This window comes from Pseudarthrobacter sp. W1I19, assembly GCF_030817835.1.
GTDB lineage: Bacteria > Actinomycetota > Actinomycetes > Actinomycetales > Micrococcaceae > Arthrobacter.
Window position 1 is genome coordinate 4,199,674 of the sequence record NZ_JAUSZR010000001.1, and the last position, 13,637, is coordinate 4,213,310.

At 65.5% G+C, this 13,637-nt stretch carries 11 protein-coding genes; 4 read left to right on the forward strand and 7 right to left on the reverse strand.

The genetic code is table 11. The annotated features are described in order from the left end of the window. Positions 1–129: 129 nt before the first annotated feature. The gene (locus QF038_RS19450) at positions 130–591 is read left to right on the forward strand and encodes a hypothetical protein (protein WP_307612409.1); all 462 of its coding nucleotides are present in this window, start codon (positions 130–132) and stop codon (positions 589–591) included. Between the two features lie 24 nt (positions 592–615). Here QF038_RS19450 and QF038_RS19455 read toward each other — a convergent pair whose 3' ends face one another. From QF038_RS19455 to QF038_RS19480, 6 genes are all read right to left on the reverse strand, one after another. Then, a complete protein-coding gene (locus QF038_RS19455; protein WP_373461599.1) occupies positions 616–1,428 on the reverse strand; it encodes a glycerophosphodiester phosphodiesterase in 813 nt (270 codons plus the stop codon). Between the two features lie 53 nt (positions 1,429–1,481). After that, complete coding sequence (locus tag QF038_RS19460) at positions 1,482–1,730, reverse strand: hypothetical protein (protein WP_307612411.1); 249 nt, start codon at positions 1,728–1,730, stop codon at positions 1,482–1,484. A gap of 95 nt (positions 1,731–1,825) precedes the next feature. After that, positions 1,826–2,644: an HAD family hydrolase gene (locus QF038_RS19465; protein WP_307612412.1), complete on the reverse strand. Its 819-nt coding sequence runs from the start codon at positions 2,642–2,644 to the stop codon at positions 1,826–1,828. 74 nt (positions 2,645–2,718) lie between these two features. Further along, a complete protein-coding gene (locus tag QF038_RS19470) occupies positions 2,719–3,540 on the reverse strand; it encodes an IclR family transcriptional regulator (RefSeq protein WP_307612414.1) in 822 nt (273 codons plus the stop codon). Between the two features lie 79 nt (positions 3,541–3,619). Then, complete coding sequence (locus QF038_RS19475; RefSeq protein WP_307613537.1) at positions 3,620–4,873, reverse strand: aminopeptidase P family protein; 1,254 nt, start codon at positions 4,871–4,873, stop codon at positions 3,620–3,622. Between the two features lie 53 nt (positions 4,874–4,926). Next, on the reverse strand, positions 4,927–6,282 hold the full coding sequence (locus QF038_RS19480; RefSeq protein WP_307612416.1) for an MFS transporter: 1,356 nt from the start codon (positions 6,280–6,282) through the stop codon (positions 4,927–4,929). Between the two features lie 467 nt (positions 6,283–6,749). On the opposite strand from QF038_RS19480, the gene QF038_RS19485 reads away from it, so the two are divergent. The 3 genes from QF038_RS19485 (at position 6,750) to QF038_RS19495 (ending at position 10,930) form a co-directional block, all read left to right on the forward strand. Continuing rightward, positions 6,750–7,856, forward strand: coding sequence for an S-(hydroxymethyl)mycothiol dehydrogenase (locus QF038_RS19485; protein WP_307612418.1), 1,107 nt, complete (start codon positions 6,750–6,752; stop codon positions 7,854–7,856). Then, positions 7,856–8,476: an MBL fold metallo-hydrolase gene (locus QF038_RS19490; RefSeq protein ID WP_307612420.1), complete on the forward strand. Its 621-nt coding sequence runs from the start codon at positions 7,856–7,858 to the stop codon at positions 8,474–8,476. The genes QF038_RS19485 and QF038_RS19490 overlap by 1 nt, the downstream gene beginning before the upstream one ends. Before the next feature lie 99 nt (positions 8,477–8,575). Continuing rightward, a complete protein-coding gene (locus QF038_RS19495) occupies positions 8,576–10,930 on the forward strand; it encodes an FdhF/YdeP family oxidoreductase (RefSeq protein WP_307612422.1) in 2,355 nt (784 codons plus the stop codon). A 191-nt stretch (positions 10,931–11,121) separates the two neighbouring features. On the opposite strand, the gene QF038_RS19500 is transcribed toward QF038_RS19495, so the two are convergent. Further along, a complete protein-coding gene (locus QF038_RS19500) occupies positions 11,122–13,629 on the reverse strand; it encodes an FAD-dependent oxidoreductase (RefSeq protein ID WP_307612423.1) in 2,508 nt (835 codons plus the stop codon). Positions 13,630–13,637: the final 8 nt, after the last annotated feature.

A 13,637-nucleotide genomic window follows, 5' to 3' on the forward strand; every position in this document is an offset into this window, starting at 1 on the left:
CCTTCCTGCCCGGCCGTGGCCTGTTGCCTCAGCTCTGGACTAATTGTAAGCATGCTGATAATTCTGGAAGGGTAATGCTCCGGAAGTCCACTGGGGGCGCCGGAGTGCGATGTCGGAAGGAGCAGTCACATGGGTATCGGCGACAGCATCGGCAAGGCAGCAGAGAACGCCATGGAGGATCTCGCCGGAACAAGCGATCCTGTCGAGAAACGGGATGTTCCTGACCCCGCGGATCCCAACAGCGACGTGGAGGTCCATTCCTCCCTCAGCGAGGGGTCCAACGCCATGGAAGCCGAGAAGCAGAAGGCACCCGGGCTGAAGGCCGGACCAGCGCCAGGGCCGGTATCGGAATCCCCCTTGGGCGGGGATGTTGACGATACCGACAATGACCGGGCGAACGACGACGGCGGGCTGGCAGGCAGTGCATCCGCTCCCGCAGGCGGGACGGAGTCGGGCGGCGGAGGCTCAACGGAGGGGGTCCCGGGGGTGTCGGGAGGATTGCCCGACAGCAACCCCGACGAACTCCGGGCCGATCCAACCGAAGGTGACCAGGACCCGTCCACCAGCACAGGCCGGGACCTGAAGGAATAGGCCGACAGGGAATAGCTCGCCCGGTCAGGAGTCCCGCTGTCCGTCGGGCCACTCACCGCGTTCGCGCAGCACGTCCCGGAGCAGGTCCGCACGGTCGGTGACGATCCCGTCGGCGCCCAGCTCGAGCAGGCGGCGCATCTCTGCTGGCTCGTTGATGGTCCAGACATGGACCATCAACCCCAGGGAGTGCGCGCGCCGGACAAACCCGGGGGTGACCACCTCGATCCCGCCCCTGCGCGCAGGTACCTGGAGCGCATGGACATCATGCAGGAACCGGCGCATGGCCCAGCGGAAAACAGGCGCCGGCAGCAGCCGTCCCAGCACAACGAACAAGGCCACCGGAACAACGCCGGCTGACGACGCCACAGGCCGGCTCAGCAGCTTGAGCACCGCCCGGCGCCGCCGGTCCGAAAAGCTGGTCACCAGCACCTGGTTGTGCGCCTGGTGGCGTTCGATGGCGGCGGCAAGGCTCCGGACGGAGTTCCAGTCCTTGACGTCCACGTTGAGGCGCGCACCGGGAAGCCCGGTGACCAGGTCGTCAAAGGTGGGGACGGGCTCACGGCCTCCGATCTTCGCCAGGGCCACGTCCGCCGCTGTCAGGGTGGCGATGCGGCCTGACCCGTCGGTCACCCGGTCCAAGGTCTCGTCATGGAAAACGAGCACCACCCCGTCCGCCGTGGTGTGGACATCCGTTTCCAGGTACTGGTAGCCCAGTTCGACGGCGGCGCGGAACGCCGCCATGGAATTCTCCAGCCCCTCCCGTGAAAAACCCCGGTGGGCCATAGCGACTGGCGGCTGGGGCCCGGTGCCGGAGTGGGTGAAAAATGGCAGACTCACTGTGTGAGCGTACCGGAGCGGGAGCTCCCGCAGGGCGCCGCCGTCAAGCAGCCCTAGTCTTCTTCCGGAAAAATCTCCACGCCGTCGCTGCAGTGCAGCAGCGTACGTCCGCGGCCGCCGTCGAGGTTCACCCACACCGCGGTATGGTCGCCGGTGATCGCGTCCACCAGCCCGCCGGTTTCAAAACCGGGCGCGAGGGCCACGCGGACGCGGTCGCCCTGCCGGAGCTGTTTCCAGTGCGGAGCGGGCGTTGCCTTGCGCAGCGGCGCATCAACAGGGCCTTGCTTTACAGTTCGTGCCATCGTTACCCCTTGAGCCATAAGGGGAGGTGTTGCCCCTTGCTTCCACCCTAGGAAGCAAAGGTGAACGCCAGGTGAGCGCACGCTGTGAAAAGGGCTTAGGGAAGCTGGACACCCAGCGAAGCCAGCCGGGCCTCGAGGACCTGGGCCACGCCGTCGTCGTCAAAATGGGGCGCCTGCTGCGCCGCTGCGAGGATGGCCTCCGGGTGGCCGCTGGCCATCGCGTAGCCGTGGCCGGCCCAGCGGAGCATCTCGATATCGTTGGGCATATCCCCAAAGGCCACAACGTCAGCGGCGTCAATGCCCAGCGAGGCCGCGTATTCCGCCAACGTCACCGCTTTGTTGACACCGGGAAGGCACAGCTCCAGCATCGCAACCCCCGGCGAGGAGTGCGTGACGGCCGCAAGATGGCCGACGGCGGGCCGCACCTCGGCGAGGAAGTCATCAGGGGTGCCCTCCCGGACGATCGCCAGGAACTTCACCACGGAGTCATCCGTGGCGAGGGTTTCGGCGAGCGGCGCCGGGGTGAACTCGCTGAGCAGTTCGCTGGATTCGTTCTCGATGAAGCCGGGTTCGAGGTGGAAGCCAGTCAACGTTTCGGCGGCGAACAGCGCGGCAGGGCGGAGCTCCTTGATGATCCGGCGTACCTCCAGCACGGTCCCGATGGCCAGCGTGCGGGCGGACACCAGCTTTTCGGTCTCGAGGTCCCACACCACGGCGCCGTTGGAGCAGATGACGGTGCCGGTGTGGCCCAGCTGGTCCTGCAGGGGGTGCAGCCAGCGCGGCGGGCGGCCGGTGACAAATACGAGTTCGACGCCGGCGTCGCGGCAGGCATGGAAGGCGCGGACGGTGCGGTCACTGATTTTTCCATCGTGTCCAAGGATCGTTCCGTCAATATCGCTCGCTACCAACCGCATCATGTAAGTCTACGTGGCCGTCCTTGCTGGAAGCTTGCTGAGCAGGACGGCCACATCTGGACTGACCGCGGACCTCAGGCGTCTGCAGGAACTCCTTGCTTCCGGCCGGTACCACCCAGCCGGGCCGTGACTTTCGCCGCCGCCGCGGCACAGGATTCCCCGAGCGCCTGGAGGCGGTCCTGGGACACCCGGAACCGGGGCGCCGGGATCAGCACGGCAGCCACGATCTCGCCGCGGTGGTCGAAGACGGGGGCAGCGAGTCCCACTTCGTCAATGGAGGTTTCGCCATAGTTGATGGCCCAGCCGCGCCGCGCGTCATCCTTCAACCGGACGAGGTAGGCGTCCAGGCTGGGTTCGTCCAGGCCGGGGTAGGTGATGGCGCCGCTGCTGAGGAGGGACCGGACGCGGGGTTCGGGTTCCTGGGCCAGGAAGACCTGCACTGAGGCGCTGAAGGCATCACTGTAACGGGCACCCAGCGGCGTGGTGTGCTTAATCTGGTGCCGGCTGGCGATCTGCTCCACGCAGATTGATTCGTCACCGCTCCACACCATGAGGGCGCTGGTTTCCCCGGTTTGTTCGGACAGCTCGCGGAGCACGGGGTAGGCAACGCGGCGCTCCTCCAGCTCCGCCAGCAACGGGCCTGCCACGGCAATCAGCCCGAGACCCAGCCGGAACCGGCGGGTCTCGGCGTCGCGCTCCACCAGATGCTCCTGCTCGAATGTGGCCAGGATCCTGGAGACAGTGCTTTTGTGCAGCCCGACGCGGTTGGCGATCTCGGTGACTCCGAGGAGTGGCTCGTCCGCGGTAAAGGTCCGGAGGACGGCAACCGCGTTGACGATGACGGAAGCGCCCTTGGTGTCGCCGTTGGCTGTGCTCTCGGATGCTGTTGCGCTCATGATGTAAACCATCATTCCCTAGTGGGGCCCGAAAGCGGCGCCGGCAGGTGCCGGCGCCGCTTCGGGTGTTGGTAATGCGTCAGGCTCCGATGATGTTGTACTCGGGGCCGAACGGGAACTGGGTGATGTTCTCGGCGCCGTCTTCGCCCACCACAAGGATGTCGTGTTCGCGGTAGCCGCCGGCGCCCGGCTGGCCGTCCAGGACCGTGATCATCGGTTCCATGGAAACCACCATTCCCGGTTCCAGCACGGTGTCGATGTCTTCGCGCAGTTCCAGTCCGGCTTCCCGGCCGTAGTAGTGGCTGAGGACGCCGAAGGAGTGCCCGTAGCCGAAGGTGCGGTTGGCCAGCAGGCCACGGCCGACGTAGATCTCGTTCAGCTCGGCGGCGATGTCCTTGCAGACGGCGCCGGGCTTGATGAGCTCCAGGCCGCGCTTGTGCACCTCCACGTTGATGTTCCACAGCTCCAGGGAGCGGGCATCCGGTTCACCGTAGAACAGGGTGCGCTCGAGGGCGGTGTAGTAGCCGGAGGTCATGGGGAAGCAGTTCAGGGACAGGATGTCGTGTTCCTGGATCTTGCGGGTGGTGGCCCAGTTGTGGGCGCCGTCGGTGTTGATGCCCGACTGGAACCACACCCAGGTGTCGCGGATCTCCGAGTTGGGGAAGGTCCGGGCGATCTCGTGGACCATGGCTTCGGTGCCGATCAAGGCCACCTCGTATTCCGTGATGCCGGCAGTGATGGCTTTGCGGATCGCCTCGCCGCCCAGGTCGCCGATGCGTGCACCGTGCTTGATGACTTCGATTTCCTCCGCTGACTTGATCATGCGCTGGCGCATCGCAGCCTGGGCGACGTCCACCAGGGCCGCGGACGGGAATGCCGCCTGGATCTTGTTGCGGTTGTCCAGCGGCAGGGAGTCGTCTTCGACGCCGAGCCGGCGGACGTTGATGCCGCGGGTGCGCAGCACTTCCTGGATGGCGAAGATGTAGTTGTCCCGGCGCCAGTCCGTGTAGACGATGTTGTCGCCGTAGCTGCGGCGCCACGGCATGCCGGCGTCGATGTTCGCGGTGACGGTGACGGTGTCATCCTTGGTGACCACCATGGCGTAGGACCGGCCGAAGCAAGTGAAGAGGAAGTCGGAGTAGTACTTGATGGAGTGGTAGCTGGTGAGGACGACGGCGTCGAGGTCCTTCTCCGCCATGATGCTTCGGAGGCCGGCGAGGCGCCGCTCGAACTCGGCGTCGGAGAAGGTGAGGCTGACCTTTTCGCCGTTCTTGAGGACCTTCAGGCGCTCCAGTTCAGCGACGGACGTTGCGTTCTCGGTGGTGATGGTCATCGTGGCGATGCCTTTCTGTTGATGCATTTCTTGAGGTTGTTTTGGAAGGGAAGCTATTCGTGGCGCAGGGGTTCCCGGCAGGTTTCCCTGGACAGGGCCACGGCGACGAGGGACACCAGGGCGGCAGCGACCAGATACCAGGCCGGTGCCAGGTCGTTTGCCGTGGCGGCAATCAGGAGGGTTGCCATGAACGGGGCGGTGCCGCCGAAGAGGGCGTTGGAGAGGTTGAAGCTGACGGCGAAGCCGCTGTAGCGGACCCGGGTGGGGAACATCTCGGCCAGGAAGCTGGGGAGCGTGCCGTCATTGAGGGTGAGCATGGCGCCCAGCAGGATCTGGACGAGGACCACCACCAGGAAGTTTCCCGTTCCCAGCAGGGCGAACGCCGGCACTGTCAGCAGAATGAAACTGACTGATGCGGCAATCAGTACCTTCTTCCTGCCATACCGGTCTGAGAGCATTCCCGTGAGGAAGATGAAGCCAATGTAGGTAACAAGCGCCACGGTAGTGGCCAGGAACGATTCGGTGGCGCCGAGGCCAAGCTCGGAGGACAAGTACGTGGGCATGTAGCTGAGGATCACGTAGAAGCCGACGGCGTTGAGCAGCACTGCCCCGACGGCCTGGAGCAGCTGCCGCCAGTGGTTCCGGAAGAGGCTGGAGACGGGCGCCTTGACGGCCTCGTCCTCCTTGGCCAGTTCGCGGAAGACCGGGGTGTCTTCGAGCTTGGTCCGGATGTACCGGCCAATGAGGCCCATCGGGGCCGCCAGGAGGAAGGGGAGGCGCCAGCCCCAGCTGTGCATCGCTTCGGAACTAAGAAGTGTTGTCAGCAGGCCTGCGAGCAGCGAACCGAGGAGCAGCCCGGCGGCCGTGCTGGCGGGCACGACGGCGGCGTAGAGCCCGCGCCGGTTGGTGGGGGCGTATTCCACCAGGAAGGCCGATGCTCCCGCGTATTCTCCGGAGGCGGAGAATCCCTGGACCACCCTGATGACCAGAAGCAGGACGGGAGCCCAGAGGCCGATCATGTCGTATCCGGGGATCAGGGCAATGCAGAACGTGGCCCCGGACATGATCAGGATGGACAAGGAGAGGGCTGTCCGCCTGCCCACCCGGTCTCCTATATGCCCCCAGACAAAACCGCCGAGCGGGCGTACCAGGAATGAGATCGCAAACAGGGCAAAAGTCAGGAGAAGCCCGGCCTGGGGATCAGATTGCGGGAAAAAGACTGCCGCGATGGTGACGGCCAGGTAGCCGTACACCGCGTAGTCGAACCATTCAACAAAGTTTCCAATGAAGCTGGCCGCGATAACCCGGCGGCGGGTTTCCTTGCTGACTGCGTTGTCAGCGGAGTTCAGGCCGCCCGGCTCCGCCTGCAGGCCCTGGTTCGGGGCCACGGAGGAAGTTTCGTTACTCATGTATCCACCAAAGTTGTTGTGGTTGCATTCAGCGCAACGCTGTTGCATCAGATTAGGCGTGATGTGCAGCACAGTCAATAGGCTCTTGCAGGGGGCTGGGTTCTTTTGCTCCCGCGACGGCGAACTTGCCGACGCCCTACGCAGATGCGTGGCATGATGGATGCCTGTTGCTTTACCAGCATCGACGTTGCACCAGCAGGCCTCTCTGGTCCTGGACGCCCAGCGTCAGGCGGGCGAAGCACTTGCCCGCTCCCTTGACATGCGGTGTGACGGCTGACATATTTTCGAGTACGCACTATGCGAATCATGTTGCGCATTACACAATGAGGTTCCGCTAGTAGCGGGTCGAACTATCCCTTCGGATCTGCTGCCCACCCGTTTGGGTAGCGGGCCGGAGAAGCCGTGGCTTCTAGAATTGTTAGTCGGGTCGGGATCCTCGTTCGGCCAACGAAAGGAACACAGGAATCATGGTTCACAAGGTCAAGGCAGTCATTGCCAAGGAAAAGAACGCCCCGGTGTCAGTTGAGACTATCCTGGTGCCGGATCCGGGACCGGGCGAGGCGCTGGTGGACATCCTCACCTGCGGCGTCTGCCACACCGACCTGCATTACAAGCAGGGCGGAATCAACGATGACTTCCCCTTCCTGCTGGGCCATGAAGCAACCGGTGTTGTCAGCGCGGTGGGCGACGGGGTTACCTCCATCGCCCCGGGTGACCGCGTCATCCTGAACTGGCGTGCGGTCTGCGGTGAATGCCGGGCCTGTGCGAAGGGCCAGCCGCAGTACTGCTTCAACACCGCCAACGCCACCCAGAAGATGACCCTTGAGGACGGAACCGAGCTCTCCCCCGCGCTGGGCATCGGCGCCTTCGCCGAGAAGACCCTGGTTGCCGCCGGGCAGTGCACCAAAGTGGACCCTGAAGTTGATGCCGCCGCCGTGGGCCTGCTGGGCTGCGGTGTAATGGCCGGCATCGGCGCCGCGATCAACACCGGCGAGGTCAAGCGCGGCGAGTCCGTGGCCGTGATCGGCTGCGGCGGTGTGGGCATCGCCGCGATCGCCGGGGCCAAACTGGCCGGCGCCACCACCATCATCGCCGTCGACATCGATGCCAACAAGGTCGAAATGGCCAAGTCGCTGGGCGCCACGCACGGCATCGACTCCAGCAAGGAAGACCCTATCGAAGCCATCCGCGCCCTCACGGGAGGCAACGGGGCCGACGTGGTGATTGACGCCGTCGGCCGCCCTGAAACGTACAAGCAGGCCTTCTACGCCCGCGACCTCGCCGGCCGCGTGGTCCTGGTGGGCGTCCCGACGCCGGAGATGACGCTTGAACTGCCCCTGCTGGACGTCTTCGGCCGGGGCGGCTCGCTGAAGTCCTCCTGGTACGGCGACTGCCTGCCCTCCCGCGATTTCCCCATGCTGGTGAGCCACTACAAGCAGGGCAACCTGGACCTGGACGCTTTTGTCTCCGAGCGCATCAGCATCGACCAGGTGGAGGAAGCCTTCGAGAAGATGCACGAGGGCAAGGTCCTGCGCTCCGTTGTTGAACTGCCGGCCGCGGGGGCGGCTTCCTGATGGCCGTCCGGATCGAGAACCTGGTCACCTCGGGCACTTTTTCGCTCGACGGCGGCACCTGGGACGTGGACAACAACGTCTGGATCGTGGGCAATGACGCTGAATGCGTCGTCATTGATTCCCCGCACGACGCCTCCGCAATCATCAACCAGGTGGGTGACCGGAAGGTCAAGGCCATCCTGCTGACCCACGCGCACAACGACCACATCGGTGCCGCACGCGAGGTCGCAGACGCCGTCGGCGCACCGATCTACCTCAACCCGGAGGACCTGGTGCTCTGGGAGCAGGTCTACCCGGACGCCAGGCCGGACCAGGAACTGCATGACGGCGACGTCTTTGAGGTGGCCGGGGCGACCCTCAAGGCCATCCATACACCGGGCCACTCCCCCGGTTCCACCTGTTTCCACCTGGAAAGCGAACGAACGGTCTTCACCGGCGACACGCTCTTCAACGGCGGGCCCGGTGCCACAGGGCGGTCCTACAGCGACTACCCCACCATCCTCACCTCGATCCGGGAACGGCTGCTGACGCTGCCCGGTGACACGGTGGTCCGCACCGGACACGGCGACAACACCACCATCGCCGCGGAGCAGGAAACCCTGGCGAAGGTGCCGCAGTAGCCATCGAAGTAACAGCAGTGTCCAGCAAAGGCGCACCAGGAACCTTGGTGCGCCTTTGCTGGTGCCAGAACAACGTATGCCGGTAAGGAAGTTGGAACGATGAAGTTCGGTAAGCAGCCCGCCCCCGTCGCGGACATCAACGAGGACGACCTCGAAGTCCACAAGCCCAAGACCGAGGCGGCCGGTGTCAAGGCCGTGATGGTGGCGCTGGAACGCGCCGTGGCGCAGGCCGGGGTAACCCGGACCGCGCAGTCGCTGCTGCGCTTGAACCAGCGCGGCGGCTTTGACTGCCCCGGCTGCGCCTGGCCGGAGTCGGACAAGAAGCGCAAGGCGGCCGAGTTCTGCGAGAACGGTGCCAAGGCCGTGGCCGAGGAAAACACCCTCCGCACGGTCGGCGCCGAGTTCTGGGCCAAGCACTCCATCGCCGAGCTGTCCACCAAGACCGAATACTGGCTGGGCAACCAGGGCCGGCTGAGCGAGCCCGTGGTGATCCGCGCAGGGGAAACCCACTACTCACCGATTTCCTGGGCTCATGCGTTCGAGCTGATTGGTGAGCACGTCCGGGCCAGCACGCCGGACCGGTGCGTTTTTTACACCTCAGGGCGGACCGCGAACGAGACAGCGTTCATGTATCAGCTGTACGCCCGGGCCCTTGGCACCAACAACCTGCCGGACTGCTCGAACATGTGCCACGAGTCCTCCGGCTCGGCACTGAACCCCACCATCGGCATCGGCAAGGGCACCGTCTCACTGGATGACATCCACGACGCCGAACTGATCTTTGTGGTGGGCCAGAACCCCGGCACCAACCACCCGCGGATGCTGTCCGCGCTGAAGGAGTGCAAGGACAAGGGCGGCAAAGTGGTGGCGGTCAACCCGCTGCCCGAGGCGGGCCTGTTCAACTTCAAGGACCCGCAGACCGTCTCCGGCGTCGTCGGGGGCGGCACCCCGCTGGCCGACGAGTACCTGCAGATCAAGGTAGGCGGGGATCTTGCCCTGTTCCAGGCCCTGGGCCACCTGCTCCTGGCCGAGGAGGAACGGAACCCGGGGACCGTCGTCGACCATTCCTTCATCGCCGCCCAGACCGACGGGTTCGACGCCTACCGCCAGGCCCGGGCCACGCTGGACTGGGCCGAGACCGAAAAGGCCACCGGCCTGTCCCGGGAACAGATCGAAACTGTTGCCGGGATGCTCATCAAGTCCAAGGCGTCCATCTTCTGCTGGGCCCTGGGTGTGACGCAGCAGCCGCACTCGGTGGACACCATCAAGGAAATGGTCAACGTCCTGCTCCTGCAGGGCAACTTCGGCAAGCCCGGCGCCGGCGCCTGCCCGGTCCGCGGTCACTCCAACGTCCAGGGCGACCGGACCATGGGCATCTGGGAAAAACCCAAGGAATGGCTCCTGGAAGCCCTCGACACCGAGTTCGGGATTACCTCCCCGCGGCACCACGGCTACGACGCCGTCGAAGCGATGGAAGCGTTCGAACGCGACGAGGTGGACGTGTTCGTCTCGATGGGCGGCAACTTCTCCCTGGCCTGTTCGGACACCGAGACCTTGGAGGCCGGGATGCAGCGGATCGGCCTGACCGTGCATATCTCCACCAAGCCGAACCGCTCGCACATCGTCCACGGCCGCACGTCGCTGATCCTGCCCACCCTGGGCCGGACGGACAAGGACGACAAGCACCCCAAGGGCGCCCAGTTCCTCTCCGTGGAGGACTCCATGTCCGTGGTCCATTCCACCCAGGGCAGGCTCACGCCGGTTTCGGAGCACCTGCTCGCCGAGCCGGTCATTGTGGCCCGCATGGCCGAGGCGACCTTCGGCCCGGACCACTCCGTGAACTGGAAAGCCATGGCCGAGGACTACGACGTGATCCGGGACCACATCGAACGCGTCCTGCCCGGCTTCGAGGACTTCAACGCCCGGGTCCGGACCAAAAACGGGTTCGTGCTGCCCAACCCGCCGCGCGACACCCGGTCCTTCAAAACGGACATCGGCCGCGGCCGCTTCACCGTTAGCCCGCTGGAATACCTCACCCCGCCCGAAGGGCACCTGGTGCTCCAGACCATCCGCAGCCACGACCAGTACAACACCACCTATTACGGGCTGGACGACCGCTACCGCGGCATCTCCGGCGGACGCCGCGTGATCCTCATCCACCCCGAAGACCTGGCCGAGCTCGGTTTCGAGGACCGCGACCTCGTGGACGTGGTCAGCACCTTCCGCGGGCACGACCGGACGGCGGACAAGTTCCGGCTCGTGGCCTACCCCACCGCCAAGGGCTGCGCCGCCGCGTACTTCCCCGAAGCCAACGCCTTGGTCCACAAGGAAAACGTGGCCCGCGAATCCAACACCCCCGGATTCAAAGCCATGTTCGTCCGCTTCACGCCGCACGTCGCGGAAAGCGCCGCCGAGGTAGCTGCCGGAGAGCTGGAACCGGTCACCGCAGGCTAGTTAGCCGGCGTGCCGCAACGGCCCCGCTTCCCTGTTGAACAGCAGGGAGGCGGGGCCGTTTCGTTCCCCGAGATGGCAATTAACAGCAAAGTTCCACACCGGGACTGCGGTTAAGCGCCATTTCGCGGACACGAAAAGGGTGGTTGGGCCTGCCGGTCTCAAGCAGGTCCAACCACCCTTCGCGGCGCGGGTTAGCCGCGGAGGCGCTCCATACCCGGGTCGAAGAGGGGTTCAGGCGTGACGGTGGCGGCGATGCGCTTGCCGAAGTACTCAATCTCCACGGCGTCGCCCTCGGTCACCGAAGCCGGCAGCCAGGCGTAGGCAATCGGCTTGCGGACGGTGTAGCCGTAGGCGGCGCTCGTGACGTACCCGGCGGCCGAGCCGTTCACGTACACCGGTTCCTTCCCCAGCACAATGGACGTGCCGTCGTCGACCGTCAGGCAGCGCAGCGCACGGGTGGCGGGCTCTTCCTTACGTGCCGCCAGGGCCTCGGCACCCACGAAGCCCGTCTTGTCCTTGGCCACGGAGAAGCCCAGGCCGGACTCGTACGGGTGGTGCTCGGACGTCATGTCCGTGCCCCACAGCCGGTAGCCCTTCTCAAGGCGCATGCTGTTGAACGCGCCACGTCCGGCAGCGATGATGCCGTGCTCCCGGCCCGCCTCGAACAGCAGGTCCCAGAGCTTCAGGCCGTACTCAGCGGTGGTGTAGAGCTCCCAGCCGAGTTCACCCACGTAGGACAGCCGCATGGCGGTGACGGGGATGCCGCCCACGGATATTTCCTTGGTCCGGAAGTACTTCAGGCCGTCATTGGTCAGGTCGTCGGAGCTGACCTTGCCGATCACTTCGCGGGCCAGCGGCCCCCACAGCCCGATGCAGCAAGTGCTGCCGGTGATGTCCGAAACATGCACCCACTGGGAGGGATCGGCGGCGGACTGCTTCCGTGCCTCCACCCGCAGGTAATCGAAGTCCACGTTGCTGTTGACGCCCAGCTGGAAGTCTTCCTCCGCCAGCCGAGCGACGGTCACGTCACTGCGGATGCCGCCGTCGTGCTCCAGCAGCAGGCAGTACGTCACGGCACCCGGCTTCTTGGCAATGTTGCCCGTGCTGAGCCGGTGCAGCAGCGCCTGCGCGCCCGGGCCCACCACGGACAGCCGCTTCAGCGGCGTCATGTCGAAAAGTCCGACGGCGGTACGCGTCCTCCACGCCTCGGCCGCCGAGATGGGGGACGAGAACAGGGCGGACCAGGCATCCCGCTCCGGCGTCTGCCACTCCTCCGGCAGTTCCTCGAGCAGGCCGCGGTTGGCCTCGAACCAGTGCGGCCGCTCCCAGCCGGCGGACTCCAGGAAGAACGCCCCCAGCTCCTTCTGCCGCACGTTGAACGGGCTGACACGCAGGTCCCGCGGGGATTCCCTGGGCTGCAGCGGGTGCATGACGTCGTAGATTTCCACGAAGTTCTGCTGGGACGTCTCGCTGACATACGCGTCGGAGGTCTGCACCTTCTCGAAGCGGGTCAGCTCGCAGCCGTGCAGGTCGGTGCGGGGCCGGCCTTCCACCAGCAGCTCCGCCATTGCCTTGGCCACGCCGGCCGAGTGCGTGACCCAGACGGCTTCGGCCACGAACAGGCCTTGGAGGTCCGGCGCCTCGCCCATGAGCGGGCCGCCGTCGGGGGTGAAGGAGAAGATGCCGTTGAAGCCGTCCTCGATCGCGGAACTGCGCAGCGCCGGGAGCAGGTCCTGGCTGTCCTCCCACGCGGGCAGGAAGTCTTCCAGGGTGAACTCCAGGCGGGAGGGCATGCGGTGGTCCGACATTTCCTCTGCGGCGACCTCGGGCAGGGCGGACATGTCCACCGGCATGGGGCGGTGGGCGTAGCTGCCGATGCCGATGCGGTTGCCCCACTCGCGGTAGTACAGGTCCTTGTCCTGGTAGCGCAGGATGGGCTTGCTGGCACCCTTGGGAAGCTCGTTGACGCCCTCAAGTTCGGGCAGCGGAGTGCTGACCACGTACTGGTGCGCCAGCGGCAGCAACGGTACTTCCAGGCCAACCATCTTGCCGAGCTCACGGCCCCAGAAGCCAGCACAGGAGACCACGATGTCTGCCGGGATCACACCGTCGGACGTCTCCACGCCCGTCACCTTGCCGCCCTCCTGGGCGATGCCGGTGACGGTGGTGTTGCCCTGGTACGTCACGCCGGCCTTGGTGGAGCGCTCGATCAGCAGCTGAACCGCACGGGCGGCCAGGGCCAGGCCGTCAGTGGGGATGAGCAGGCCGCCCAGGACTTCACGTCCGCCGGTGAGCTTGCCGGTGTTCAGGAGGGGGTAGATCTTTTCGCATTCGTCGGCGTCGACGATCCGGCTTTCGACTCCCCAGGAGGTCATCACGCCCATCTTGCGGTGGAGATCGGCCAGTCGTTCGGGGGTGGTGGCCAGTTCCAGGCCGCCTACCTGGTTGAAGCAGGACTCCCCGTCCTTGCTCAAAGAGAGGAACTTGTTGACCGTGTAGGTGGCGAATTCGGTCATGGTCCGTGACTGGTTGTTCTGGAACACCAGGCCCGGCGCGTGCGACGTGGAGCCGCCGGCAAGTTCCAGCGGGCCCTGTTCCACCACCGTGATGTTGGTCCAGCCGCGGGTGGCGAGTTCGTCGGCAAGGTTGGTTCCGACAATGCCGGCGCCGATAATGACAACGCGTGGTGATGCGCTCATGGGTGTTG

Excerpts from the sequence above, each read along its gene's own strand:
- QF038_RS19450 (WP_307612409.1), top strand. The coding sequence starts at position 130 with ATGGGTATCGGCGACAGCATCGGCAAGGCAGCAGAGAACGCCATGGAG.
- QF038_RS19460 (WP_307612411.1), bottom strand. The coding sequence starts at position 1,730 with ATGGCACGAACTGTAAAGCAAGGCCCTGTTGATGCGCCGCTGCGCAAG.
- QF038_RS19465 (WP_307612412.1), bottom strand. The coding sequence starts at position 2,644 with ATGCGGTTGGTAGCGAGCGATATTGACGGAACGATCCTTGGACACGAT.
- QF038_RS19470 (WP_307612414.1), bottom strand. The coding sequence starts at position 3,540 with ATGAGCGCAACAGCATCCGAGAGCACAGCCAACGGCGACACCAAGGGC.
- QF038_RS19475 (WP_307613537.1), bottom strand. The coding sequence starts at position 4,873 with ATGACCATCACCACCGAGAACGCAACGTCCGTCGCTGAACTGGAGCGC.
- QF038_RS19480 (WP_307612416.1), bottom strand. The coding sequence starts at position 6,282 with ATGAGTAACGAAACTTCCTCCGTGGCCCCGAACCAGGGCCTGCAGGCG.
- QF038_RS19485 (WP_307612418.1), top strand. The coding sequence starts at position 6,750 with ATGGTTCACAAGGTCAAGGCAGTCATTGCCAAGGAAAAGAACGCCCCG.
- QF038_RS19490 (WP_307612420.1), top strand. The coding sequence starts at position 7,856 with ATGGCCGTCCGGATCGAGAACCTGGTCACCTCGGGCACTTTTTCGCTC.
- QF038_RS19495 (WP_307612422.1), top strand. The coding sequence starts at position 8,576 with ATGAAGTTCGGTAAGCAGCCCGCCCCCGTCGCGGACATCAACGAGGAC.
- QF038_RS19500 (WP_307612423.1), bottom strand. The coding sequence starts at position 13,629 with ATGAGCGCATCACCACGCGTTGTCATTATCGGCGCCGGCATTGTCGGA.